This is a genomic window from Klebsiella sp. X13, from assembly GCF_003323835.1.
Classification (GTDB): domain Bacteria; phylum Pseudomonadota; class Gammaproteobacteria; order Enterobacterales; family Enterobacteriaceae; genus Klebsiella; species Klebsiella ornithinolytica.
Genome location: NZ_CP030874.1, coordinates 5229038 through 5255797 on the forward strand (window position 1 = coordinate 5229038; position 26760 = coordinate 5255797).

The 26760-nt window shown below is 54.5% G+C and carries 20 protein-coding genes, 3 tRNA genes and 3 rRNA genes; 7 read left to right on the top strand and 19 right to left on the bottom strand.

The window, feature by feature from the left end:
* Positions 1-294 precede the first annotated feature (294 nt).
* Together rhlB and gppA are read left to right on the top strand one after the other, a co-directional pair.
* Positions 295-1560 (top strand): ATP-dependent RNA helicase RhlB, encoded by a 1266-nt coding sequence (gene rhlB / locus DSD31_RS24970; protein ID WP_004869522.1) that lies wholly within the window; start codon positions 295-297, stop codon positions 1558-1560.
* 8 nt (positions 1561-1568) lie between these two features.
* Positions 1569-3053: a guanosine-5'-triphosphate,3'-diphosphate diphosphatase gene (gppA, locus tag DSD31_RS24975; protein WP_113991363.1), complete on the top strand. Its 1485-nt coding sequence runs from the start codon at positions 1569-1571 to the stop codon at positions 3051-3053.
* Positions 3054-3121: 68 nt separating this feature from the next.
* On the opposite strand, the gene rep is transcribed toward gppA, so the two are convergent.
* A complete protein-coding gene (gene rep, locus DSD31_RS24980; protein ID WP_004869516.1) occupies positions 3122-5143 on the bottom strand; it encodes a DNA helicase Rep in 2022 nt (673 codons plus the stop codon).
* Positions 5144-5255: 112 nt separating this feature from the next.
* Here rep and ppiC (DSD31_RS24985) point away from each other — a divergent pair, with 112 nt between their 5' ends.
* On the top strand, positions 5256-5537 hold the full coding sequence (ppiC, locus tag DSD31_RS24985) for a peptidylprolyl isomerase PpiC (protein ID WP_004869513.1): 282 nt from the start codon (positions 5256-5258) through the stop codon (positions 5535-5537).
* A 50-nt stretch (positions 5538-5587) separates the two neighbouring features.
* Positions 5588-5869 (top strand): peptidylprolyl isomerase PpiC, encoded by a 282-nt coding sequence (ppiC, locus tag DSD31_RS24990; protein WP_004869510.1) that lies wholly within the window; start codon positions 5588-5590, stop codon positions 5867-5869.
* Positions 5870-5954: 85 nt separating this feature from the next.
* Here ppiC (DSD31_RS24990) and ilvC read toward each other — a convergent pair whose 3' ends face one another.
* On the bottom strand, positions 5955-7430 hold the full coding sequence (ilvC, locus tag DSD31_RS24995) for a ketol-acid reductoisomerase (protein WP_015585417.1): 1476 nt from the start codon (positions 7428-7430) through the stop codon (positions 5955-5957).
* A gap of 163 nt (positions 7431-7593) precedes the next feature.
* Here ilvC and ilvY point away from each other — a divergent pair, with 163 nt between their 5' ends.
* Entirely contained in the window at positions 7594-8484 is an 891-nt protein-coding gene (gene ilvY / locus DSD31_RS25000; RefSeq protein WP_004869503.1) for an HTH-type transcriptional activator IlvY, read from the top strand.
* Between the two features lie 81 nt (positions 8485-8565).
* On the opposite strand, the gene ilvA is transcribed toward ilvY, so the two are convergent.
* From ilvA to DSD31_RS25035, 8 genes are all read right to left on the bottom strand, one after another.
* Positions 8566-10110 (bottom strand): threonine ammonia-lyase, biosynthetic, encoded by a 1545-nt coding sequence (gene ilvA / locus DSD31_RS25005; RefSeq protein WP_113991408.1) that lies wholly within the window; start codon positions 10108-10110, stop codon positions 8566-8568.
* Positions 10111-10112: 2 nt separating this feature from the next.
* Positions 10113-11963, bottom strand: a complete 1851-nt coding sequence (ilvD, locus tag DSD31_RS25010) for a dihydroxy-acid dehydratase (protein ID WP_004869495.1) — start codon at positions 11961-11963, stop codon at positions 10113-10115.
* Positions 11964-12050: 87 nt separating this feature from the next.
* Positions 12051-12980, bottom strand: coding sequence for a branched-chain-amino-acid transaminase (gene ilvE / locus DSD31_RS25015; protein WP_004869492.1), 930 nt, complete (start codon positions 12978-12980; stop codon positions 12051-12053).
* 16 nt (positions 12981-12996) lie between these two features.
* Positions 12997-13254, bottom strand: coding sequence for an acetolactate synthase 2 small subunit (gene ilvM / locus DSD31_RS25020; RefSeq protein ID WP_004869489.1), 258 nt, complete (start codon positions 13252-13254; stop codon positions 12997-12999).
* A complete protein-coding gene (ilvG, locus tag DSD31_RS25025; RefSeq protein ID WP_004869487.1) occupies positions 13251-14897 on the bottom strand; it encodes an acetolactate synthase 2 catalytic subunit in 1647 nt (548 codons plus the stop codon). Before ilvG ends, ilvM begins: the two co-directional genes overlap by 4 nt.
* Before the next feature lie 2 nt (positions 14898-14899).
* Positions 14900-14971, bottom strand: coding sequence for a peptide IlvX (ilvX, locus tag DSD31_RS26675; RefSeq protein ID WP_201405924.1), 72 nt, complete (start codon positions 14969-14971; stop codon positions 14900-14902).
* Between the two features lie 66 nt (positions 14972-15037).
* Positions 15038-15136: an ilv operon leader peptide gene (ilvL, locus tag DSD31_RS25030; RefSeq protein WP_001311244.1), complete on the bottom strand. Its 99-nt coding sequence runs from the start codon at positions 15134-15136 to the stop codon at positions 15038-15040.
* An 85-nt stretch (positions 15137-15221) separates the two neighbouring features.
* Complete coding sequence (locus DSD31_RS25035) at positions 15222-15434, bottom strand: hypothetical protein (protein ID WP_126509988.1); 213 nt, start codon at positions 15432-15434, stop codon at positions 15222-15224.
* A 67-nt stretch (positions 15435-15501) separates the two neighbouring features.
* On the opposite strand from DSD31_RS25035, the gene DSD31_RS25040 reads away from it, so the two are divergent.
* Complete coding sequence (locus tag DSD31_RS25040; protein ID WP_015585420.1) at positions 15502-17022, top strand: YifB family Mg chelatase-like AAA ATPase; 1521 nt, start codon at positions 15502-15504, stop codon at positions 17020-17022.
* A 24-nt stretch (positions 17023-17046) separates the two neighbouring features.
* Here the strand turns inward: DSD31_RS25040 and DSD31_RS25045 are convergent, their stop codons facing one another.
* Positions 17047-17385, bottom strand: a complete 339-nt coding sequence (locus tag DSD31_RS25045) for a MaoP family protein (protein ID WP_004869479.1) — start codon at positions 17383-17385, stop codon at positions 17047-17049.
* 118 nt (positions 17386-17503) lie between these two features.
* On the opposite strand from DSD31_RS25045, the gene hdfR reads away from it, so the two are divergent.
* Entirely contained in the window at positions 17504-18325 is an 822-nt protein-coding gene (hdfR, locus tag DSD31_RS25050) for an HTH-type transcriptional regulator HdfR (protein WP_044351294.1), read from the top strand.
* Positions 18326-18417: 92 nt separating this feature from the next.
* Here the strand turns inward: hdfR and DSD31_RS25055 are convergent.
* The 8 genes from DSD31_RS25055 to btuB all read right to left on the bottom strand — a co-directional run bounded on the left by DSD31_RS25055 (position 18418) and on the right by btuB (position 26755).
* A tRNA-Trp gene (locus tag DSD31_RS25055) sits at positions 18418-18493 on the bottom strand.
* A 55-nt stretch (positions 18494-18548) separates the two neighbouring features.
* Positions 18549-18625 (bottom strand) — tRNA-Asp (locus tag DSD31_RS25060).
* Positions 18626-18679: 54 nt separating this feature from the next.
* A 5S ribosomal RNA gene (gene rrf, locus DSD31_RS25065) occupies positions 18680-18795 on the bottom strand.
* A 92-nt stretch (positions 18796-18887) separates the two neighbouring features.
* A 23S ribosomal RNA gene (locus DSD31_RS25070) occupies positions 18888-21793 on the bottom strand.
* A 218-nt stretch (positions 21794-22011) separates the two neighbouring features.
* Positions 22012-22087 (bottom strand) — tRNA-Glu (locus DSD31_RS25075).
* An 85-nt stretch (positions 22088-22172) separates the two neighbouring features.
* Positions 22173-23712 (bottom strand): 16S ribosomal RNA (locus DSD31_RS25080).
* The 16S, 23S and 5S rRNA genes sit together here with 3 tRNA genes alongside, the layout of an rRNA operon.
* Before the next feature lie 378 nt (positions 23713-24090).
* Positions 24091-24942 (bottom strand): glutamate racemase, encoded by an 852-nt coding sequence (gene murI / locus DSD31_RS25085; protein WP_004869471.1) that lies wholly within the window; start codon positions 24940-24942, stop codon positions 24091-24093.
* Positions 24887-26755, bottom strand: a complete 1869-nt coding sequence (btuB, locus tag DSD31_RS25090) for a TonB-dependent vitamin B12 receptor BtuB (protein ID WP_004869468.1) — start codon at positions 26753-26755, stop codon at positions 24887-24889. The genes murI and btuB overlap by 56 nt, the downstream gene beginning before the upstream one ends.
* Positions 26756-26760: the final 5 nt, after the last annotated feature.

Genomic DNA, 26760 nt, shown 5'->3' on the forward strand with positions numbered 1-26760 from the left:
ACGACGTGCCGATGCTACGTTATACACGTTATTTTTCAGGATGCCTCTATTACTGGCCACTGCGCGATCCGATCCCTCATGGATGTCGTCTTGCAGGAGCCAAAGCAAACCGCCTTCAAACCGTTCCCGGTAGATTAATTCTCCTCGACTCGCTGAGTAGTCTAAGCTTTCGAGGATTCATCAGGTTGCCGTAGATGCACCTTAAGTCATTTCGCGTATAGCCAACGAAAGGTTGACGTTATTTCAACGGATACGCTTTCTTAATGCAATAGTTAGCTGATATTCTACCACACTATGAGCAAAACACATTTAACAGAACAGAAGTTTTCCGACTTCGCCCTGCACCCGGCAGTGATTGAAGCCCTTGAAAAGAAAGGGTTTCATAATTGTACGCCCATTCAGGCACTCGCTCTTCCGCTAACGCTGGAAGGTCGTGATGTCGCCGGGCAGGCGCAAACCGGTACCGGAAAAACGATGGCGTTCCTGACGTCAACGTTTCATTACCTTCTCTCTCACCCGGCCAGCGCTGACCGCCAGGTAAACCAACCGCGTGCGCTGATCATGGCTCCTACCCGTGAGCTGGCGGTACAAATTCACGCTGACGCAGAACCGCTGGCTGCGGCCACTGGCCTGAAGCTGGGTCTGGCGTACGGCGGCGATGGCTACGATAAGCAGCTGAAAGTGCTGGAAAGCGGCGTCGATATTCTGATCGGTACCACCGGTCGTCTTATTGATTACGCTAAACAGAATCACATTAACCTTGGTGCGATTCAGGTCGTCGTACTGGATGAAGCCGATCGCATGTACGATCTCGGCTTTATTAAAGATATCCGCTGGCTGTTCCGTCGCATGCCGCCGACCAATCAGCGTCTGAACATGCTGTTCTCCGCAACCCTTTCTTACCGTGTCCGCGAACTGGCGTTTGAACAAATGAACAACGCCGAATATGTTGAAGTCGAGCCGGAACAGAAAACGGGTCACCGGATTAAAGAAGAGCTGTTCTATCCTTCCAACGAAGAAAAAATGCGCCTGCTGCAGACGCTTCTGGAAGAAGAGTGGCCGGATCGCGCTATTATTTTCGCGAACACTAAACATCGTTGCGAAGATATCTGGGGCCACCTGGCAGCAGACGGTCATCGCGTCGGCTTGTTAACCGGCGACGTCGCACAGAAAAAACGTCTGCGGATTCTTGAAGAGTTCACCCGTGGCGATATCGACATTCTGGTGGCGACCGACGTTGCTGCACGTGGTCTGCATATCCCGGCCGTAACGCATGTCTTTAACTATGACCTGCCGGACGACTGTGAAGATTACGTCCACCGTATCGGCCGTACCGGTCGCGCGGGCGCCAGCGGTCACTCCATCAGCCTGGCCTGCGAAGAGTACGCGCTGAATCTTCCGGCGATTGAGACCTACACCGGTCACTCTATTCCGGTCAGCAAATACAACCCAGATGCACTTATGACAGATTTGCCTAAGCCGCTGCGCCTGACGCGCCCGCGCACTGGCAATGGCCCGCGTCGCAGCGGTCCGCCTCGTAACCGTCGTCGTTCAGGTTAAATACATTTATGCTCAGTTCCACCTCGCTTTATGCAGCTATCGATCTTGGTTCTAATAGCTTTCATATGTTGGTTGTACGCGAGGTGGCCGGGAGCATCCAGACGCTCAGCCGCATCAAGCGCAAAGTGCGTCTGGCCGCTGGCCTGAACAGCGATAACACGCTCTCCGCGGAAGCGATGGAGCGTGGATGGCAGTGTTTGCGTCTGTTTGCCGAACGCCTGCAGGATATCCCCTCCATTCAGATTCGCGTTGTGGCCACCGCCACGCTGCGCCTGGCCGTCAATGCCGACGAGTTTTTAGCCAAGGCCCGGGAAATTCTCGGCTGTCCGGTGCAGGTAATCAGCGGTGAAGAAGAAGCCCGTCTGATTTATCAAGGCGTTGCCCATACGACCGGCGGCGAAGACCGGCGCCTGGTTGTCGATATTGGCGGCGCCAGTACCGAACTGGTGACTGGTACGGGGGCACAGACCACCTCTCTTTTTAGCCTGTCGATGGGGTGCGTCACCTGGCTGGAACGCTACTTCGCCGATCGCAACCTGACAAAAGAAAACTTCGATCTCGCAGAAAATGCGGCTCGGGAAGTTCTGCGTCCGATTACTGACATCCTGAATTACCACGGCTGGAAAGTTTGCGTCGGCGCATCCGGTACCGTTCAGGCTCTGCAGGAAATCATGATGGCGCAGGGAATGGACGAGCGTATCACCCTGGCTAAATTGCAGCAGCTCAAGCAGCGTGCGATCCAGTGCGGGCGCCTGGAAGAGCTGGAAATCGAAGGTTTAACCTTAGAACGAGCGCTGGTTTTCCCCAGCGGGCTGGCCATACTTATCGCCATCTTCAGCGAACTGAATATTCAGTGTATGACCCTCGCGGGCGGTGCGCTCCGTGAAGGCCTGGTTTACGGCATGCTGCATCTGTCCGTCGATCAGGATATCCGTAGCCGTACGCTGCGCAATATTCAACGCCGCTTCATGATCGACACCGAGCAGGCCCAGCGTGTAACCCAACTCGCAGCGCATCTGGTGAATCAGCTGGACGATGCCTGGGAGCTGGAATCGCTCAGCCGCGAGCTGCTCGCCAGCGCCTGCGAGCTGCACGAAATTGGCCTTAGCGTCGATTTTAAACGCGCCCCGCAGCACGCCGCCTATCTGGTGAGCAACCTCGATCTCCCCGGCTTCACGCCGGCGCAGAAAAAACTGCTCGCCACGCTGCTGCTCAACCAGACCAATACCATCGACCTCTCCTCGCTCCATCAGCAAAATGCTGTGAAACCGCGGGTTGCTGAGCACTTGTGTCGGCTGCTGCGTCTGGCGATCCTGTTTGCCAGCCGCCGTCGCGACGATCTGCTGCCGGCCATTTCACTCGCCGTCGACGGCGAGAAACTGGTGCTGACGCTGCCGGAGGGGTGGCTGGAAAGTCATCCGCTGGGTCGGGAGATGGTGGAGCAGGAGTGCCAGTGGCAAAGCTATGTCCACTGGGCTCTCGAAGTGGCTTAATTTCGCCTGATAAGCAGCGGGCTCAGTAAAATCTCCCGCTGTGTGCCACCGGGAGATACGCGGTCGTACTACTTCCCTTTCGCTTTTGCCAGCATCGCGCGAATATTGGCGACGTTGGCCTGCCCTTTATGCATCCGCTCCTCCGGCGAGATAACCTTGCGCTCCTGCTCCCAGATCAGGTCATCCTGCGGTAGCTCCAGCAGAAAACGGCTGGGCTCAGGGCGCACCAGCTCTCCGTACTGACGACGCTCTTTACACAGCGTGAAGGTCAGCTCTTTTTGCGCGCGGGTAATCCCGACATACGCCAGGCGGCGCTCTTCATCCACGTTGTCTTCATCGATGCTACTCTGATGCGGCAGCAGCCCCTCTTCCATACCCACCAGATAGACGTAGGGAAACTCCAGCCCCTTTGAGGCGTGCAGGGTCATCAACTGCACCTGATCCGACTCTTCATCGGACTCGCCGCGCTCCATCATATCGCGCAGAGTAAAACGGGTGACCACCTGGGTCAGGGTCATTGGCTCGTCTATGTCGCTGCCCTCGAGCATCTCCGTCATCCAGCTGAACAGCTGATTGACGTTTTTCATCCGCATTTCTGCGGCCTTCGGGCTCGGAGAGGTCTCATACAGCCAGGATTCATAATCCACCCCGCGAATCAGATCGCGCACCGCGGCGACCGGTTCGCGCTCCGCCAGGCGCTGGATGTCAGCCAGCCACTGCGTAAACCCGGTGAGCGCATCATAGCCGCGACCGGTTAGCGTCTGGTTGAGGCCCATATCAAAACTGGCGGTAAACAAGCTTTTGTTACGGGTCATCGCCCACTCGCCCAGCTTTTGCAAGGTGGCCGGGCCGATTTCGCGCTTTGGCGTATTAACGATACGCAGGAAAGCGCTGTCATCATCCGGGTTGGTCAGCACGCGCAGATAGGCCAACAGGTCTTTAATCTCGGGCCGTGAAAAGAACGACGTACCGCCCGAAATTTTGTACGGGATGCGGTTTTGCATCAGCATCTTTTCAAAGACCCGCGACTGATGGTTGCCGCGGTAGAGAATGGCGTAATCTTTATATTGCGTCTTATTGATAAAGTGGTGGGCGATCAGTTCCCCGGTCACCCGCTCCGCTTCATGTTCTTCATGGTTCGCTGAAAGCACTTTAAGCTCTGCGCCATATCCCAGCTCGGAAAACAGGCGTTTTTCGAAGACGTGCGGGTTGTTGGCAATCAGGATGTTAGCGGCTTTTAGTATGCGCCCGGAAGAACGGTAGTTCTGTTCCAGCTTAATCACCTGCAGCGCCGGGAAATCCTGGCTCAGCAGGACCAGGTTCTGCGGCCGTGCTCCGCGCCAGGAGTAGATCGACTGGTCATCATCGCCGACGACGGTAAAGCGCGCACGCTGCCCCACCAGCAGCTTCACCATCTCATACTGACTGGTGTTGGTATCCTGATATTCATCCACCAGCAAATAGCGAATCTTGTTCTGCCAGCGTTCACGCACCTCTTCATTGCGCTGTAACAGCAGGGTCGGCAACAGGATCAGATCGTCAAAATCCAGCACGTTGCAGGCCTTCATATGGGCATCATAGAGCCCGTAGCAGTGGGCAAAGATCCGATCCCGTTCACCCTTTGCGCCTGCCGCGGCCTGTGCCGGGGTTTGCAGATCGTTTTTCCAGTTGGAGATCGTCGAGATCAGCTGCTGTAACACGACTTTATCGTCGTCGATGAGCCCTTCGGTCAGCTCTTTAAGCAGCGCAACCTGGTCGGTATCATCGAACAGAGAAAAGTTAGATTTCATCCCCAGCGCAGCATATTCGCGCTTAATAATATCCAGCCCCAGGGTATGGAAGGTGGAAATCATCAGGCCCCGCGCTTCTTTGCGCCCCAGCGTTTGCCCGACACGTTCTTTCATTTCACGTGCCGCTTTGTTGGTAAAGGTTACCGCCGCAATATGGCGCGCCTGATAGCCGCATCCGCGGATCAGGTGAGCGATTTTATTGGTGATAACGCGGGTCTTACCGGAACCGGCGCCCGCCAGCACCAGGCACGGTCCGGTAACAAATTCGACGGCTTGTTGTTGGCCAGGGTTTAAACGCATGGGAGTCTTGCTCAATCTTCGAACGGGGTGGGGATTGTAGCAGAAAGCCGGGTGGAGATTTACCGGCTAATGGTAAAGTGTTGGCAACACCGATAATCCAGAGAACAAAACAATGGCAAAGTCCGCAGCAGCCCTGCATATCCTGGTAAAAGAAGAGAAACTGGCCCTGGAGATCCTCGCTAAACTGGCGCGAGGCGTCAGTTTCGATCACCTGGCAAAACGCTATTCGAAATGCCCGTCCGGACGCAACGGCGGCGATCTCGGTGAGTTTACGCAGGGGGCGATGGTCGGGCCGTTTGATAAAGCCGTCTTCACCTGCCCGCTGCTAAAGCCCTACGGACCGGTAAAAACGAAGTTCGGCTACCACATCATTAAGGTGCTCTACCGCCGCTAGCGCATGCTAATATTGCCCTCTGATTCATCGTCAATTATCAAGGTACGATCATGGCAAAAACAGCGGCAGCAATGCACATCCTGGTGAAAGAAGAGAAACTGGCACTCGACCTGCTGGAGCAGATTAAAAACGGCGCCGATTTCGAGAAGCTGGCGAAAAAGCACTCCACTTGCCCGTCAGGCAAAAAGGGCGGTCATTTAGGCGAGTTCAAACAGGGCCAGATGGTTCCGGCATTTGATAAAGTCGTCTTCTCCTGCCCTGAGCTGGAGCCGACCGGCCCGCTGCACACTCAGTTTGGCTACCACATTATCAAAGTCCTGTACCGCAAATAAAAAGCCGGGTGGCGGCTACGCCTTACCCGGCCTACATCTTGCGGTTGTGTAGGTCGGGTAAGCGGAGCGCCACCCGACAATCGGGTTAACCCGCTACTGCAATACGCTTCATATCAGTCATATAGCCGCGCAGTTTCTTACCCACCTGCTCAATAGCGTGGCTGCGGATGGCTTCATTCACGTCGCGCAGCTGAGCGTTGTCTACCGCGCCTTCGGCAATCGCTTTGCCCAGGTCGCCGGTCTGCAGGGTAGTCATGAACTCTTTCAGCAGCGGTACGCAGGCATAAGAGAACAGGTAGTTACCGTATTCTGCGGTATCGGAGATAACCACGTTCATTTCGTACAGACGCTTACGCGCGATGGTGTTCGCGATCAGCGGCAGCTCATGCAGTGATTCGTAGTAAGCAGACTCTTCGATGATACCGGAATCAACCATGGTTTCGAACGCCAGCTCAACGCCCGCTTTCACCATCGCGATCATCAGAACGCCTTTATCGAAGTACTCCTGCTCGCCGATTTTGCCTTCAAACTGCGGTGCGGTTTCGAACGCGGTTTTACCGGTCTCTTCACGCCAGGTCAGCAGTTTCTTATCGTCGTTGGCCCAGTCAGCCATCATGCCGGAGGAGAATTCGCCGGAGATGATGTCATCCATATGTTTCTGGAACAGCGGCGCCATGATCTCTTTCAGCTGTTCGGACAGCGCATAAGCACGCAGTTTCGCCGGGTTAGACAGGCGATCCATCATCAGGGTGATACCGCCCTGCTTCAGCGCTTCGGTGATGGTTTCCCAGCCGAACTGAATCAGTTTTTCGGCGTATGCCGGATCGGTACCTTCTTGCACCAGCTTGTCGAAGCACAGCAGAGAACCGGCCTGCAGCATACCGCACAGGATAGTCTGCTCGCCCATCAGGTCAGATTTCACTTCCGCAACAAAGGATGATTCCAGAACGCCCGCACGGTGACCACCGGTTGCCGCGGCCCAGGCTTTAGCAATCGCCATGCCTTCGCCTTTCGGGTCGTTTTCCGGGTGAACCGCGATCAGAGTCGGTACGCCGAAACCACGTTTGTACTCTTCACGCACTTCGGTACCCGGGCACTTCGGCGCCACCATCACGACGGTGATGTCTTTACGAATCTGCTCACCCACTTCGACGATGTTGAAGCCGTGGGAGTAGCCCAGCGCCGCGCCATCTTTCATCAGCGGCTGAACGGAACGCACAACGTCGGAGTGCTGTTTGTCCGGCGTCAGGTTAACCACCAGGTCAGCCTGCGGGATCAGCTCTTCGTAGGTACCCACTTTGAAGCCGTTTTCGGTCGCTTTACGCCAGGATGCGCGCTTTTCAGCAATCGCTTCTTTACGCAGCGCATAGGAGATATCCAGGCCGGAATCACGCATGTTCAGGCCCTGGTTCAGACCCTGCGCGCCACAGCCGACAATGACCACTTTTTTACCCTGAAGGTAGCTCGCGCCATCGGCGAATTCGTCGCGGCCCATAAAGCGACATTTACCCAGCTGCGCCAGCTGCTGGCGCAGATTCAGTGTATTAAAGTAGTTAGCCATGGTGATACCTCGTGATGTTGTACTGTCTTATTGTTCGGTTCGCTTGCCGTGTCTGTGCAAGAGAGAATGAACTTACTATATGACAGGAAATTTATTGCGGAAATTGATATATTCACAACGTCACGTTGCAATTTCTGCAATGCAAAACCGTGGAGTACGGAGTGTGGATTTACGCGATCTGAAAACCTTCCTGCATCTGGCCGAAAGCCGCCATTTTGGCCGCAGCGCGCGGGCGATGCACGTCAGTCCTTCCACCCTTTCACGCCAGATCCAGCGCCTGGAAGAAGATCTCGGGCAGCCGCTGTTTGTTCGCGATAACCGTACCGTCACCTTGACCGAAGCGGGCGAAGAGCTGCGCCTGTTCGCACAGCAGACGCTGCTACAGTACCAGCAGCTTCGTCATGCCATCGATCAGCAAGGTCCTTCGCTTTCCGGCGAGCTGCATATCTTCTGCTCGGTAACGGCAGCCTACAGCCATCTGCCGCCGATTCTCGATCGCTTCCGCGCTGCCCACCCTTCGGTGGAGATCAAGCTTTCCACCGGCGATGCCGCCGATGCGATGGAGAAGGTCGTCACCGGCGAGGCAGATCTCGCGATTGCCGGCAAGCCGGAAACGCTACCGGGCTCCGTGGCGTTTTCGATGCTGGAAAACCTGGCGGTCGTGCTGATCGCCCCGGCATTAGCCTGTCCGGTGCGCACCCAGGTGAGCCAGGAGAAGCCCGACTGGTCAACCGTACCGTTTATCATGGCCGATCAAGGGCCGGTGCGTCGCCGCATCGAACTGTGGTTTCGCCGCCATAAAATCAGCAATCCCTCGATTTACGCCACCGTGGGCGGCCATGAAGCGATGGTGTCGATGGTCGCGCTCGGCTGCGGCGTGGCTTTAATTCCGGAAGTAGTACTGGAGAACAGTCCGGAACCGGTACGCAATCGCGTGATGATTTTAGAGCGCAGCGATGAGAAAACGCCGTTTGAACTGGGCGTATGCGCACAAAAAAAGCGGCTGTATGAGCCGCTTATTGATGCTTTCTGGTCGATTCTGCCTAACCACTGACGTTTTTGCCGGGTGGCGGCGAAACGCCTTACCCGGACGGGGATCTGATTGTCGGCCCGCTAAGCGCAGCGCCATCAGGCATTAGCCCGCGAGAAAGAACCTGAACGCCGGGTTATTGGTTTCGTCGTGGCAGTCGTAGCCCAGCTCATGGAGTCGGGTTTCGAAATCCGGCTCATGCTCGCCAAGCTCGAACGCCGCCAGCACGCGGCCATAATCGGTTCCGTGGCTGCGGTAATGGAACAACGAGATGTTCCAGTGGGTCCCTAACGTATGCAGGAACTTGAGCAGCGCCCCCGGTGATTCGGGGAATTCGAAGCTGAACAGTCGCTCCTGCAGCGGTTTTGACGGCCGCCCACCGACCATATAGCGCACATGAAGTTTCGCCATTTCGTCATCAGAAAGATCGACAACGCTATAGCCGCCTTCGTGCAGCAGACTCAAAATCTCTTTGCGTTCCTCCAGACCGCGGCTCAGACGAACCCCGACAAAAATGCAGGCATCTTTGGCATCAGCAAAACGGTAGTTGAACTCGGTCACTGAACGACCGCCCAGCAGCTGACAGAACTTCAGGAAGCTGCCCTTCTCTTCCGGAATGGTCACCGCCAGCAGCGCTTCACGTTGCTCTCCCAGCTCGCAGCGTTCGGAAACGTAGCGCAGGCCGTGGAAGTTAACGTTGGCCCCGGAAAGCACATGTGCCAACCGCTCGCCGCGGATGTCATGCTGCGCGATATACTTTTTCATTCCTGCCAGCGCCAGCGCACCAGACGGTTCAGCCACGGCGCGGACATCTTCGAACAGGTCTTTCATCGCCGCGCAAATCGCATCGCTGTCGACGGTGACGATATCGTCAAGATACTCCTGGCAGAGGCGGAAGGTCTCGTCACCGATACGTTTCACCGCCACGCCTTCGGCAAACAGCCCGACGCGCGGCAGATCGACCGGATGCCCGGCGTCCAGCGCGGCTTTCAGACAGGCGGAGTCCTCTGCTTCCACCGCGATCACTTTGATCTGCGGCATCAGCTGCTTGATCAGCACCGCTACGCCTGCGGCCAGGCCACCGCCGCCTACCGGGACAAACACGCGGTCCAGATGTGCGTCCTGCTGTAGCAGCTCCAGCGCCAGCGTTCCCTGCCCGGCAATCACCATCGGGTGGTCAAACGGCGGGACCCAGGTGAAGTTCTGCTGTTGCGCCAGTTCGATAGCTTTCGCTTTTGCTTCATCGAAATTAGCGCCGTGGAGCAGGACCTCACCGCCAAAGTTACGCACGGCATCCACTTTGATATCCGCCGTGGCAACCGGCATGACGATCAGCGCCTTCACGCCAAGACGCGATGCCGAGAACGCAACCCCCTGGGCGTGGTTGCCCGCAGAAGCGGTGATCACGCCCTGCGCTTTTTGCTCTTCCGTCAGGCCTGCCATCATTGCGTAGGCCCCACGCAGCTTGAAGCTATGAACCGGCTGGCGATCTTCGCGCTTCACCAGAATCACGTTATCAAGACGCGACGAGATTTTTTCCATTTTTTGCAACGGCGTAATTTGCGCCGCTTCATAGACCGGTGCGCGCAGCACCGCCCTGAGATATTCCGCCCCCTCGGGGGCGGCAGACAGGGGTTGTGATTCAGCCATCATTAACCCCCCAGTTTTGATTTATCGCGAACCGCGCCCTTATCGGCGCTGGTTGCCAGGCTGGCATACGCGCGGAGTGCGAAGGAGACCTGACGTTCACGCGCTTTCGGCGTCCAGGCACGATCGCCGCGGGCCTCTTGTGCTTCACGACGCGCGGCAATTTCGGCATCGCTCAGCTGCAGCTGAATACCCCGGTTTGGAATATCAATGGCAATCATATCGCCATCTTCAATGATCGCAATATTGCCGCCGCTGGCTGCTTCCGGCGAGACATGGCCAATCGACAGGCCCGAGGTACCGCCAGAGAAACGTCCGTCGGTGATCAGCGCACAGGCTTTACCCAGGCCCATGGACTTCAGGAAGGTCGTCGGATAGAGCATTTCCTGCATTCCCGGACCACCCTTCGGCCCTTCATAGCGAATAACCACGACGTCGCCCGCCACCACTTTACCGCCAAGGATCGCGTCAACGGCTTCGTCCTGGCTTTCGTAGACTTTCGCTGGGCCGGTGAATTTCAGAATACTGTCATCCACCCCTGCGGTTTTAACGATACAGCCGTTTTCCGCAAAGTTGCCATACAGCACCGCCAGACCGCCGTCTTTGCTGTAAGCATGCTCCAGCGAACGGATACACCCTTCGGCACGATCGTCATCCAGCGTATCCCAGCGGCAGTCCTGCGAGAACGCCTGAGTCGTCCGAATACCCGCCGGGCCGGCGCGGAACATTTTTTTCACCGCGTCATCTTTGGTCAGCATGACATCATATTGATCGAGCGTTTGTGGCAGAGTCAGACCGAGAACGTTTTTCACATCGCGGTTCAGCAGCCCGGCACGATCGAGCTCGCCGAGAATACCCAGTACGCCGCCCGCGCGGTGCACATCTTCCATATGGTACTTCTGCGTGCTCGGCGCCACCTTACACAGCTGCGGAACCTTGCGGGACAGCTTATCGATATCGCTCATCGTGAAGTCAATTTCCGCTTCCTGCGCGGCGGCCAGCAGGTGCAGAACGGTGTTCGTCGACCCCCCCATGGCGATATCCAGCGTCATGGCGTTTTCGAACGCCGCTTTGCTGGCGATATAACGTGGCAGCGCAGATTCGTCATCCTGCTCGTAATAGCGCTTCGTCAGTTCGACGATACGTTTACCTGCGTTGAGGAACAGCTCTTTACGGTCGGCGTGAGTCGCCAGCAGAGAACCATTACCCGGCTGGGACAGACCCAGCGCTTCGGTCAGGCAGTTCATCGAGTTGGCGGTAAACATCCCCGAACAGGAACCACAGGTCGGACAGGCGGAACGCTCGACCTGCTCACTCTGTTCGTCGGAGACTTTTGGATCCGCCCCCTGAATCATCGCATCGACAAGGTCGAGTTTGATGATTTTGTCAGAAAGCTTGGTTTTCCCGGCTTCCATTGGGCCACCGGAAACAAAAATCACCGGAATATTCAGGCGCAAGGAGGCCATCAGCATCCCCGGGGTGATTTTGTCGCAGTTGGAAATGCAGACCATGGCATCGGCACAGTGCGCGTTAACCATGTACTCAACCGAGTCGGCGATCAGTTCACGGGATGGCAGTGAATAAAGCATACCCCCATGCCCCATGGCGATCCCATCATCCACCGCGATGGTGTTAAATTCTTTGGCAACGCCGCCTGAGGCTTCAATCTGCTCAGCAACCAGCTTACCCAGATCGCGCAGATGTACGTGACCCGGTACGAATTGGGTGAAGGAGTTAACAACGGCGATAATCGGCTTACCGAAATCAGCATCGGTCATCCCGGTTGCGCGCCACAGCGCGCGGGCACCCGCCATATTACGGCCGTGAGTGGTGGTGGCGGAACGGTACTTAGGCATGCTTTAGTTACTCCCAGTCTCTGTGACATGGGGCGCTGCGTGCCACCCCATTTTTTTATGCTTATGCTTGAAATATGACGGGTATATTTATTGGTTAACCTGATCCAACCAGCCCCATTTGTCCTCGGTTTCACCGGTGAAGAGACCAAAGAAGGCCTGCTGAATACGCTTGGTGACCGGGCCACAGCGACCTTCGCCAACCTGAATACCGTCCACGCTGCGCACCGGGGTGATTTCCGCAGCAGTACCAGACATAAAGACTTCATCAGCCAGATACAGAGATTCACGGGACAGCACCTGCTCGCGGACTTCAATATCCAGATCTTTTGCCAGTTTAATGATCGCGTCGCGGGTAATGCCCGGCAGCGCAGAAGAGGTAAATGGCGGCGTGAACAACACGCCATCTTTCACTTCAAACAGGTTCTCACCCGCGCCCTCGGAGATATAGCCGTTAACGTCCAGCGCGATCCCTTCCTGATAACCATGGCGGCGCGCTTCGCTGCCAACCAGCAGGGAAGAGAGGTAGTTACCACCGGCTTTTGCAGCGGTCGGGATGGTGTTGGGCGCGACACGGTTCCAGGAAGAAACCATCGCATCGATCCCCTGATCCAGCGCTTCAGCGCCAAGATAAGCTCCCCACGGGAACGCCGCGATGATCACGTCAGTGCTGTATCCCGCAGGCGGGTTAACACCCATGCCGACGTCGCCAACAAAGACCAGTGGACGAATGTACGCGCTGGTCAGGTTATTTTTGCGGATAACTTCGCGGCAGGCTTCCATCAGCTCATCAATGCTTTGAGAGACCGGAAAACGATAGATTTTGGCTGAGTCATGCAGACGCTGCATATGTTCGCGATGACGGAACACCACCGGTCCTTTATGCGAGTCGTAGCAACGGATGCCTTCAAACACGGAAGTACCGTAGTGAAGCGCGTGAGACATCACGTGAACCTTCGCCTCTCCCCACGGAACCATCTCGCCGTTGAACCAAATGTAATCAGCTTTTTTCGTCGTCATTTTTCTTCCCTTGCGCTTATGCGCGGATTTGTTGTGATGTTGGTTGCTGGATCTCGACGCAGGCGACGTCGACCAGCTTACTTAATTGACTAAACAGTAATTCGACGGGCCGCTGGCTGGCAACGGTCAATTCGATATTTATGTTGCCGGCATCTGCCGCGGTTTCCATATTCATGGAACAAACCTGAAAGCCGCGGTGACGAACCACGCGCAGCACGCGTTCTAAGGTTTCCGGGTTGAAGCGAGCCTGTAAAGCGACCTGATGTTGCATCATGATAATTTCTCCAGCATTTCTGCATTACTGGCACCGGGCGGTACCAACGGCCAGACGTTCTCAAGCTCATCGATTGAGACATGAAGCAGGTATGGCCCCTGGCTCGAAAGCATGGTGTCGAGAGCCGCTTCAACCTGGTCTTTACGGGTGATGTGCTGTCCAGGAATGCCGAAGGCGCTGGCCAGCGTGACAAAATCGGGATTATCGGTGAGGGTGGTTTCGCTATAGCGCTCCTCAAAAAACAGCTGCTGCCACTGACGCACCATGCCTAAACGCTGGTTATCCAGTAACAGGATCTTCAACGGCAGCTGTTTACGCTTCACGGTACCCAGCTCCTGCACGTTCATCATGAACGAGCCATCGCCGGAGACGCAGATAACGGTATCGTTCGGACGTGCAACTTGAGCGCCAACCGCCGCCGGCAGGCCAAAACCCATCGTGCCCAAACCGCTGGAGGTAATAAAATTCTCAGGACGTGTATAGGTCATATGCTGCGCTGACCACATTTGATGTTGACCCACGTCGGTTGTGACAACGCTATCGGCCGGCTTACGGTCGGAGAGCTGTTTGAGCAGCAGCGGTGCGTAAATACCCTCACCCGGGTGGTCGTAGCGCCATGCGTGCTCATCACGCAGCGCCTGATTATGCTGGCGCCAGGCGTCGATGGTCAGCGGCTTCTGCAACGCTGGCAGCAATGTATTCAGATCGCCCGTCAGGGCAACATGTGCCTGACGCAGCTTGTTCAGCTCCGCCGGATCGATATCCAGATGGATAACTTTGGCGTGCGGAGCAAAGGTGTTCAGCTTCCCGGTAACACGGTCATCGAAGCGGGCGCCAACAGCGATCAACAGGTCACATTCCTGTACCGCCAGATTGGCCGCTTTGGTGCCGTGCATCCCCAGCATTCCCAGATAGTACGGATAGGCCGCATCAACGGCGCCCAGACCTTTCAGCGTGCAGGTGACCGGCATTTGCGTAATGGCGATAAACTCGCGTAACGCAGGAACCGCCTGCGCCATACCCACGCCACCGCCGACGTACAGCATCGGTTTTTGCGCGGCGGCTAACATCTGCAGCGCCTGCTCAACTTCTGCATGGGGGAAGGCAATGTCGTTATCAACCGTCGAGAAATACGGTTCAAGCTCGCCCTTCGCCAGCTGGATATCTTTAGGGATATCAACCAGAACCGGACCTGGGCGGCCAGAGTTTGCGACCTGGAAAGCTTCAGCGATCACTCGCGGCAGCTCTTCCAGCGACTGCACGAGAAAACTGTGTTTCGTACAGGCCAGCGACAAACCAAGGACGTCCACTTCCTGGAAAGCATCGGTGCCGATAAACGGCGCCGCGACCTGACCGGTGATGGCGACAACAGGGATAGAGTCCAGTAACGCATCAGCCAGGCCGGTGATCAGGTTCGTCGCACCTGGACCTGATGTGGCGATGCATACGCCGGTTTTGCCGGTGGCGCGAGCATAGCCGATAGCTGCCATGGCCGCTCCTTGCTCGTGGCGGCACAACAGGTGTTCCACGCCGCCGTCATACAATGCATCGTAAACCGGCATAATCGCGCCACCAGGATAGCCAAAAACCGTGTCGACCCCCTGTGCCCGCAAAGCATGTACTACCCACTGCGCCCCATTCATAGTTAGTTCCCCGTCATAGATCGGGAGAAACAGAATTTTATGCTATTCGTCATTGTCTGCTCCTCGCTTATCATTTTTAAGTTATAAAAAAACCCCCGGACCTTTCGGTGCGGGGGTCTTAGTTCGTTAAGGCTTGATTTCTAAGCCTTTCCTCGTCCAAGTGCAGCCCCGCACGGTGGGATAATAATCACCACCACGCTAATCACGACCAGGCTAATCACTCGTAGAAGGGCTGTCATTTTCTGTACTTTCTGGCTTCTTGTTCGAAGGAATACCTAAAGAGTTACCACAGACATCACAATAAACACAAGATTTTTTTATACATCACTTACTGATCGCGCTAACAGTTTTTTGTAAAACAATTGTTTTTAATAGAAAAAATATAAAATGAAAAAAATTCAATTTATCACCCTTTTCTATGATGCTGCGGCGGTTTCCGCCAATACGCTCTTTCACCATGATGAGCGTCTGCGATGCCGCTTCCATCATGTGTGAAATGTCACAATATCCGGCGATATTCGCTGGAACATGCCGCATAAAATGCATTTCTTACTCATTACTGCCCCTTTTTCTGCCGACATAATGCTCGTACTCAGGAGGCATTATGTCACTCGCGATTATCTACACACGGGCTGCTTTTGGTATCAGTGCCCCGCTTATTACGATCGAAATTCATATCAGCAACGGGCTTCCGGGATTAACCATGGTAGGGCTTCCTGAAACCACGGTCAGAGAGGCTCGCGACCGGGTACGCAGCGCGATAATTAACAGCGGCTATACGTTTCCGGCCAAAAAGATCACCATCAATCTGGCCCCTGCCGATTTGCCAAAAGAAGGCGGGCGATACGATCTCCCCATCGCTCTCGCGCTTCTGGTCGCGTCGGAGCAGTTAGATGCGTCCAGGTTGAAGCAATATGAGTTTATCGGCGAGCTCGCGCTCACAGGGGCGCTACGTGGCGTTCCTGGCGCTATCTCCAGTGCAATGGAAGCGATAAAAGCCGGGCGACAAATTATCGTCGCTGAGGATAACGCGGCGGAAGTGGGGCTCATTGAGGGCCACGAGTGTCTTGTCGCCGGGCATCTGCAGGAGGTGTGTGCGTTTCTCGAGGGACGCCATGCGCTCAATCCTTCCATACCGGAGGAAGAGCATCCTGATGACTCTCTACCTGATCTGAGTGATGTGATTGGCCAGCAGCAAGGAAAACGTGCATTGGAAATCGTTGCCGCAGGGGGCCACAACCTGCTGTTGATTGGCCCTCCCGGAACAGGAAAAACCATGCTTGCCAGCCGGCTGCCAGGTCTTCTGCCACCGTTAAGCAATCAGGAGGCGCTCGAAAGCGCCGCTATCCTTAGTCTGTTGAGCCGCTATCGCGCAACAAAACAGTGGCGTCGGCGACCGTTTCGCAGTCCACATCACAGTGCTTCTCTCGCGGCAATGGTGGGGGGCGGTTCAATCCCGATACCCGGAGAGATCTCGCTGGCACACAATGGGGTGCTGTTTCTGGATGAACTACCGGAGTTTGAACGTCGGGTATTGGATGCTTTGCGGGAGCCGATAGAGTCAGGAAAAATACATATTTCACGAACCCGTGCGAAAATTGACTATCCGGCACATTTTCAGCTTATTGCGGCCATGAATCCCAGCCCCACCGGGCATTACCGGGGCCATCATAATCGCGCATCACCGGAACAAACCCTACGCTATTTGAGCCGCCTGTCCGGACCGTTCCTCGACCGGTTCGATCTCTCGCTGGAAATTCCTCTACCGCCCCCGGGAGCGCTTAGCCAGGCAGCCTCTGGCGTGGAAAATAGCGCCAGCGTGAGGAAGCGGGTTCTCGTCGCCCGAGACAAACAGCTGGCCCGGCAGGAGAAACTCAATGCCCAGCTGGAGAGTAACGAAATGAAAATCTGGTGTCCGCTCAGTAAAGAGGATGCTATCTGGCTGGAACAGGTATTATCGCAGCTGGGGCTTTCTATCCGCGCCTGGCAGCGTCTGCTGAAAGTCGCCCGGACCATCGCCGATATAGGAGGGGAGCCCTGTATTGAGCGCCACCACCTGCAGGAGGCTCTTGGCTATCGAGCGATAGACAGGATGTTGAACCATTTGCAAAAACTCATGGCATAAAAAAAGGGCTTACGCCCTTTTTTGTTAATCATCGCTTTCGGTGTAATCTTCAGCGCCTTCAACCTGCGGTTTACCGCCGGACAGCGTATGAAAACGCTTAGGCCGCTTAATACGCGCCATATACTTAATCCAGACGCGTTCCATTTCCGTGGCTGGCTCACGTTCACCACGACATACCGAAACAAACTGTTTTTCATCTTCGGTGACAGGTTCGCGTTTACCCAGTTCCAGTTCGTTAAGAGCATAACCATGCTGTTCCAGCAGTTGTGCCTCTTTGATGGTGAAATCACCATGACGGGAGAACCCGCGCGGATAATGTTTATTATCGAAAAAACGATTAGTCGTCATAAAGCTTTCCGCCATCCTACACGCTCCTGATTCTTTGGCCGAGCTATTTATGGCGCGGAGTATTAGTTACGCTTGACAGAGTGTAAAACAAAAGATTTAAATCATTACGACAAATAATTTTGCGGAGAAGAGTGTGGATACGGAATTGCTCAAAACTTTCCTTGAGGTGAGCAGAACTCGCCACTTTGGACGAGCAGCAGAGGCGCTTTATCTGACGCAGTCGGCCGTCAGCTTTCGTATTCGTCAGCTGGAAAACCAGCTTGGCGTGAACCTTTTTACCCGCCATCGCAATAATATCCGCCTGACGTCAGCCGGCGATAAGCTCCTTCCTTATGCCGAAACCCTGATGAACACCTGGCAGGCGGCACGAAAAGAGGTTGCGAATGCTTCCCGACATAATGAATTCTCAATTGGCGGCAGCGCATCTTTGTGGGAATGCATGCTTAACGGATGGCTGGGGAAGCTCTACAAAGAGCCCTGTAACCTGCAGTTTGAAGCGCGGATTGCGCAGCGACAATCGCTTGTTAAACAGTTACATGAGCGACAGCTTGATCTACTGATCACGACAGAATCGCCGAAAATGGACGAATTAAGCAGCCAGTTGCTTGGTAATTTTACGCTGGCACTCTACTGTACCTCGCCATTTAAAACTAAGAATGAATTGAATTATCTGCGCCTTGAATGGGGCCCGGACTTCCAACAAAATGAGGTCGGACTGATTGGCAGTGATGATGTTCCTCTGCTGACAACCAGCTCTGCTGAACTGGCCTATCAGCAACTCGCCGCGCTAAATGGTTGTACATGGCTGCCGACACGCTGGGCGAAGGATAAAAGCGGCCTGCATACGGTGACGGACAGTACAACGCTATCTCGCCCCCTGTACGCTATCTGGCTACAAAACAGCGATAAACAGGTACAGATCCGCGAAATACTGAAGACAAACATACTGGAATAATGCACGCCTCCAGGGACGGAGGATGTTGGAAGATTCTGGGGATGGTAAATAACAGACAAAAAAAATCCTTTGCCTGAGCAAAGGATTATATATGGCAGGGGCGGAGAGACTCGAACTCGCGACACCCGGTTTTGGAGACCGGTGCTCTACCAACTGAGCTACGCCCCTAAATCTCTTACTATTAAGCCCGCTAATTAAATTAGCAGGCTTAACTTTTAATAAGTGGCGGAACGGACGGGACTCGAACCCGCGACCCCCTGCGTGACAGGCAGGTATTCTAACCGACTGAACTACCGCTCCACCGAATTTTTCTACAACTACTGATTTTTACATCAGTTTACTGCGTAATTTGATGCCTGGCAGTTCCCTACTCTCACATGGGGAGACCCCACACTACCATCGGCGCTACGGCGTTTCACTTCTGAGTTCGGCATGGGGTCAGGTGGGACCACCGCGCTATCGCCGCCAGGCAAATTCTGTTTTCACCCCGCATTCCTGCGCGATGATGAATCTGTAATCAAGCTGAACATTCGTCTCTTCGCCAAAACAGCTTCGGCGTTGTAAGGTTAAGCCTCACGGTTCATTAGTATCGGTTAGCTCAACGTATCGCTACGCTTACACACCCGACCTATCAACGTCGTCGTCTTCAACGTTCCTTCAGGACTCTCAAGGAGTCAGGGAGAACTCATCTCGGGGCAAGTTTCGTGCTTAGATGCTTTCAGCACTTATCTTTTCCGCATTTAGCTACCGGGCAATGCCATTGGCATGACAACCCGAACACCAGTGATGCGTCCACTCCGGTCCTCTCGTACTAGGAGCAGCCCCCCTCAATTCTCCAGCGCCCACGGCAGATAGGGACCGAACTGTCTCACGACGTTCTAAACCCAGCTCGCGTACCACTTTAAATGGCGAACAGCCATACCCTTGGGACCTACTTCAGCCCCAGGATGTGATGAGCCGACATCGAGGTGCCAAACACCGCCGTCGATATGAACTCTTGGGCGGTATCAGCCTGTTATCCCCGGAGTACCTTTTATCCGTTGAGCGATGGCCCTTCCATTCAGAACCACCGGATCACTATGACCTGCTTTCGCACCTGCTCGCGCCGTCACGCTCGCAGTCAAGCTAGCTTATGCCATTGCACTAACCTCCTGATGTCCGACCAGGATTAGCTAACCTTCGTGCTCCTCCGTTACTCTTTGGGAGGAGACCGCCCCAGTCAAACTACCCACCAGACACTGTCCGCAACCCGGATCACGGGTCTACGTTAGAACATCAAACATTAAAGGGTGGTATTTCAAGGTTGGCTCCACGCAGACTGGCGTCCACACTTCAAAGCCTCCCACCTATCCTACACATCAAGGCTCAATGTTCAGTGTCAAGCTATAGTAAAGGTTCACGGGGTCTTTCCGTCTTGCCGCGGGTACACTGCATCTTCACAGCGAGTTCAATTTCACTGAGTCTCGGGTGGAGACAGCCTGGCCATCATTACGCCATTCGTGCAGGTCGGAACTTACCCGACAAGGAATTTCGCTACCTTAGGACCGTTATAGTTACGGCCGCCGTTTACCGGGGCTTCGATCAAGAGCTTCTCCTTACGGATAACCCCATCAATTAACCTTCCGGCACCGGGCAGGCGTCACACCGTATACGTCCACTTTCGTGTTTGCACAGTGCTGTGTTTTTAATAAACAGTTGCAGCCAGCTGGTATCTTCGACTGATTTCAGCTCCACGAGCAAGTCGCTTCACCTACCATCAGCGTGCCTTCTCCCGAAGTTACGGCACCATTTTGCCTAGTTCCTTCACCCGAGTTCTCTCAAGCGCCTTGGTATTCTCTACCTGACCACCTGTGTCGGTTTGGGGTACGATTCGTTGTTACCTGATGCTTAGAGGCTTTTCCTGGAAGCAGGGCATTTGTTACTTCAGCACCGTAGTGCCTCGTCATCACACCTCAGCGTTAACAGAAGTCCGGATTTACCTAAACTTCCCGCCTACATGCTTAAACCGGGACAACCGTCGCCCGGCTAACATAGCCTTCTCCGTCCCCCCTTCGCAGTAACACCGAGTACAGGAATATTAACCTGTTTCCCATCGACTACGCCTTTCGGCCTCGCCTTAGGGGTCGACTCACCCTGCCCCGATTAACGTTGGACAGGAACCCTTGGTCTTCCGGCGAGCGGGCTTTTCACCCGCTTTATCGTTACTTATGTCAGCATTCGCACTTCTGATACCTCCAGCAACCCTCACAGGCCACCTTCAACGGCTTACAGAACGCTCCCCTACCCAACAACACATAGTGTCGCTGCCGCAGCTTCGGTGCATGGTTTAGCCCCGTTACATCTTCCGCGCAGGCCGACTCGACCAGTGAGCTATTACGCTTTCTTTAAATGATGGCTGCTTCTAAGCCAACATCCTGGCTGTCTGTGCCTTCCCACATCGTTTCCCACTTAACCATGACTTTGGGACCTTAGCTGGCGGTCTGGGTTGTTTCCCTCTTCACGACGGACGTTAGCACCCGCCGTGTGTCTCCCGTGATAACATTCTTCGGTATTCGTAGTTTGCATCGGGTTGGTAAGTCGGGATGACCCCCTAGCCGAAACAGTGCTCTACCCCCGAAGATGAATTCACGAGGCGCTACCTAAATAGCTTTCGGGGAGAACCAGCTATCTCCCGGTTTGATTGGCCTTTCACCCCCAGCCACAAGTCATCCGCTAATTTTTCAACATTAGTCGGTTCGGTCCTCCAGTTAGTGTTACCCAACCTTCAACCTGCCCATGGCTAGATCACCGGGTTTCGGGTCTATACCCTGCAACTTAACGCCCAGTTAAGACTCGGTTTCCCTGCGGCTCCCCTATACGGTTAACCTTGCTACAGAATATAAGTCGCTGACCCATTATACAAAAGGTACGCAGTCACCTAACAAGTAGGCTCCCACTGCTTGTACGTACACGGTTTCAGGTTCTTTTTCACTCCCCTCGCCGGGGTTCTTTTCGCCTTTCCCTCACGGTACTGGTTCACTATCGGTCAGTCAGGAGTATTTAGCCTTGGAGGATGGTCCCCCCATATTCAGACAGGATACCACGTGTCCCGCCCTACTCTTCGAGTTCACAACGTGTGCATTTTAGTGTACGGGGCTATCACCCTGTACCGCCGGACTTTCCAGACCGTTCCACTAACACACGCGCTGATTCAGACTCTGGGCTCCTCCCCGTTCGCTCGCCGCTACTGGGGGAATCTCGGTTGATTTCTTTTCCTCGGGGTACTTAGATGTTTCAGTTCCCCCGGTTCGCTTCGTTAAGCTATGTATTCACTTAACGATAGTGCAACGAATTGCACTGGGTTTCCCCATTCGGAAATCGCCGGTTATAACGGTTCATATCACCTTACCGACGCTTATCGCAGATTAGCACGTCCTTCATCGCCTCTGACTGCCAGGGCATCCACCGTGTACGCTTAGTCGCTTAACCTCACAACCCGAAACTGTTTCGTAAAACAGTCCGCGTTGCGAAAATTTGAGAGACTCGAACACACCGCTTTTCCTTTCTTATTACGGAGAAAGGAAACAGTGTGTCGTTTCAATTTTCAGCTTGATCCAGATTTTTAAAGAGCAAATATCTCAAACGTGATTCCTGAGAATCAGTTTTGAGATATAGAGGTCGGCGACTTTCACTCACGAACCAGCAAGTGGCGTCCCCTAGGGGATTCGAACCCCTGTTACCGCCGTGAAAGGGCGGTGTCCTGGGCCTCTAGACGAAGGGGACACTGAAGTCTCAATCGCAAGACGCCTTGCTATTTACTTTTCATCAGACAATCTGTGTGAGCACTACAAAGGCAGGTTCTTTCAGGTAAGGAGGTGATCCAACCGCAGGTTCCCCTACGGTTACCTTGTTACGACTTCACCCCAGTCATGAATCACAAAGTGGTAAGCGCCCTCCCGAAGGTTAAGCTACCTACTTCTTTTGCAACCCACTCCCATGGTGTGACGGGCGGTGTGTACAAGGCCCGGGAACGTATTCACCGTAGCATTCTGATCTACGATTACTAGCGATTCCGACTTCATGGAGTCGAGTTGCAGACTCCAATCCGGACTACGACATACTTTATGAGGTCCGCTTGCTCTCGCGAGGTCGCTTCTCTTTGTATATGCCATTGTAGCACGTGTGTAGCCCTACTCGTAAGGGCCATGATGACTTGACGTCATCCCCACCTTCCTCCAGTTTATCACTGGCAGTCTCCTTTGAGTTCCCGACCGAATCGCTGGCAACAAAGGATAAGGGTTGCGCTCGTTGCGGGACTTAACCCAACATTTCACAACACGAGCTGACGACAGCCATGCAGCACCTGTCTCAGAGTTCCCGAAGGCACCAAAGCATCTCTGCTAAGTTCTCTGGATGTCAAGAGTAGGTAAGGTTCTTCGCGTTGCATCGAATTAAACCACATGCTCCACCGCTTGTGCGGGCCCCCGTCAATTCATTTGAGTTTTAACCTTGCGGCCGTACTCCCCAGGCGGTCGACTTAACGCGTTAGCTCCGGAAGCCACTCCTCAAGGGAACAACCTCCAAGTCGACATCGTTTACAGCGTGGACTACCAGGGTATCTAATCCTGTTTGCTCCCCACGCTTTCGCACCTGAGCGTCAGTCTTTGTCCAGGGGGCCGCCTTCGCCACCGGTATTCCTCCAGATCTCTACGCATTTCACCGCTACACCTGGAATTCTACCCCCCTCTACAAGACTCTAGCCTGCCAGTTTCGGATGCAGTTCCCAGGTTGAGCCCGGGGATTTCACATCCGACTTGACAGACCGCCTGCGTGCGCTTTACGCCCAGTAATTCCGATTAACGCTTGCACCCTCCGTATTACCGCGGCTGCTGGCACGGAGTTAGCCGGTGCTTCTTCTGCGAGTAACGTCAATCATCAAGGTTATTAACCTTAATGCCTTCCTCCTCGCTGAAAGTACTTTACAACCCGAAGGCCTTCTTCATACACGCGGCATGGCTGCATCAGGCTTGCGCCCATTGTGCAATATTCCCCACTGCTGCCTCCCGTAGGAGTCTGGACCGTGTCTCAGTTCCAGTGTGGCTGGTCATCCTCTCAGACCAGCTAGGGATCGTCGCCTAGGTGAGCCATTACCCCACCTACTAGCTAATCCCATCTGGGCACATCTGATGGCATGAGGCCCGAAGGTCCCCCACTTTGGTCTTGCGACGTTATGCGGTATTAGCTACCGTTTCCAGTAGTTATCCCCCTCCATCAGGCAGTTTCCCAGACATTACTCACCCGTCCGCCGCTCGTCACCCGAGAGCAAGCTCTCTGTGCTACCGCTCGACTTGCATGTGTTAGGCCTGCCGCCAGCGTTCAATCTGAGCCATGATCAAACTCTTCAATTTAAGTTTGATGCTCGTGAATTAAACTTCGTAATGAATTACGTGTTCACTCAGAGACTTGGTATTCATTTTTCGTCCGAGGACGTTAAGAATCCATGTCACTTTGAGTGCCCACACAGATTGTCTGATAAATTGTTAAAGAGCAGTGCGACGGCGCTGAGCGCTCTGTCGCGAGGTCCCGTATAATACGTTTTCCTCATTCAGAGTCAAGCATTTATTTTTGCTTTTCTCTGTTGGCGTTCATCGCTGAACCCCGCTAACCCGGCGGCCTGTAAGCCGTTGTTCCGTGTCAGTGGAGGCGCATTATAGGGAGTTCTGAGACGTTGACAAGCCCTGTTTTAAAAAAACTTTTCAACCGTCTCTTTTTTGTGCAAAACGCCATTAAAGTGGCAGTTTTTCGAGCTTCTCAAAGCCGTAACGCTGTAAAACGGGTAAAAGTTGTTCAGTTTCTGCCGTCAGCGCCATGCAATAAGCCATATTCGGGTCACTGGATTTCGCATCTGGCGCCTCATGTTCCAGCAGCCAGACGGTACGACGAGCAATCGCAGCACCGGAATCAATCATCCGGGTACCTTCCGGCAGCACCTGCTGCAGCTCTTCCTGTAAAAGAGGAAAATGCGTGCAGCCCAGCACCACCGTATCAGGCGGCTCCGCCATTCGCAGCCACGGGCGCAGAATACGCCGCAACTCCTCCAGCGGGACCGGTTCGCCGTGCAGCTTCGCTTCCGCCAGCTCGACCAGCTCCGCGGAGCCCAGCATCTCTATTTTGCATTCATTCGCAAAGCGGCTGATCAGCTCACGCGTATAGGGGCGTTTGACCGTACCGCGCGTCGCCAGCAGGCCGACGACGCCATTCGCCGTCAAGCGGGCCGCAGGCTTAATCGCCGGGACGACGCCCACAACAGGAAAGGCGAATTTTTCACGAAGGGCGGGAAGAGAGACCGTGCTGGCGGTGTTACAGGCAATGACGGCCAGCGCCAGCGGATAACGTTGTTGAACGGCAGTGACGATTTCGAGCACGCGTTCAACGATGAATTCTTCACTCTTCTCCCCGTAAGGAAAAGCCACGTTATCGAAAGCGTAGATGTAATGCAGATTCGGCAGCAGCTGCCGAATCTCATGATAAACCGACAACCCACCGACGCCGGAGTCAAACACCAGCACGGTGGGACGTGGATCAGAAGGTGTAGCTGCCAGACAAGTAGTATTCTCGTCCTGCAGTTTGGTAGCCATAAGCTGTCTCGTAATCTTTATCGAACAGGTTAGCTATTTTACCACGAACTGTCAGGCGATCGGTGATCGGATACGCGGCAGATACATCAAGCGTGCTGTAGCTTGGCAAAATGCGCTGCGTATTATTGTACTGAGACGTGTTGTTATCGTAGCGTTTACCGTAATACTGCCACGATACATCCATATCGACGTTGAACATCGTCCAGTCCACCTGGTACTTCGCCTGTCGCTTAGAGCGTCTGGCCAGGACTTCACCATTGTCATCATTACGCGGGTCGACGTACTGCAACGTGACGCGGTGGCTGAAAATGCCGGTGTCGATATTACCGGTCCACTCAACACCTTTAATGGTTGCGGCATTGATATTGTCATACTCGCCTTCATAGGTGACAGGATCCGAGTAATAGGTAATCAGATTGGTGATCTTGTAGTGATACGCAGACAGGCGCCAGTCCAGCGGGCCGGTGAGACCATCAAGTCCGGCTTCCCATTGTTGGGACTCTTCAGGTTTCAGGTTCGGATTTGAACTGATACCAAAACGGGTCGAACCAAACTGCTGTCCCAGTGAAGGCGCGAGGAAGCCGGTACCATAGCCGAGGGTCACGCGATAGTTTTCCACAAACTCCCAACCGGCGGTGGTCTGCCAGGTCCCGTGCCAGCCAAACTGCTCGTCATGGTCTTCGCGACCGGACGCTTCAAGCGTCACATCGCCAAACTGCTGCTGACCGGTCAGATACAGGCCGGTGTTATCACGCTTGTAGGTATCCGATATGACCGTATCCGACGAGGTCAGCCGCTGCTGTTGCCAGTCGACGCCGGCGCTCACCGAACCGTGGCCAACAATAACGTTATTGCCCCACTGCAGGTTACGCTGAGTCATCCGATCGAGCGTCGTACCATCATTGTACCGGCCGTATATGCTGCTGTAGTTGTAGTCTTTGACCTTCTGGTAGCTGGCAATCAGTTGTGAAGAGTAGATCCCGGAGCTGAATGCCAGACCCGCGTCCCAGCTCTGGTTATAGAGCTGCTCTTCATCTGCACTGTAGGCAGGGCTGTATGGCGGGCTCCCCAGATCGTAATCGCTATTATTGGTATAGCTACGCCCGCGGAAGAAGCCATTCAGATTATCGTTAAATTTATGTTCAAGACCGCCCCAGAACGCTTTGCTGCGGAAACCATCGCGATCCTGATCGTGAGACCAGCTCGAGTCAGGCTGAACGTTAAAGCCCTTGTTGCCCTCATAGGAACCGGCGACCGTCGCCACCGTATCACCGAAACGATGGCGAAGCGTGCCGTCGTATTGCTGATAGCCTTCAGAACCGACGCCTGCGGTGACCTTAGATTCTTCTTTATCAGAATGGGTGATGACGTTAATTACGCCACCCATCGCGCCGGAACCATAAATAGCCGAACGCGGGCCGCGGATGTATTCCACGCGTTGTACCAGAGAAAGCGGTATTTGATTGAGGTCAGGGTTGTTTGTAATACCGGGGCGCGGCATGGGAACGCCATCGATCAGCACCAGAACCTGTTTGGCCTCGGTCCCGCGGACAAATAAAGAAGAGCTCTGTCCCATCCCCCCATTCTGGGCAATATCCACCCCAGGCAGTCGACGCATAACGTCATTCAAATCCTTCGCCTGCCAGCGATCGATATCTTCCCGGGTAACTACGTCGGTCGGTGCAAGAACCGTGTTGACCGGCTGTTGAAAACGATTTGCTGTCACCACTAACGTATCTGAATTGCTGTCTTGCGCCCAGCCGGAAAATGCCGTGACGGAGAGAGCCGTCATCAGCGAAGCTTTTTTAATCATTGTAA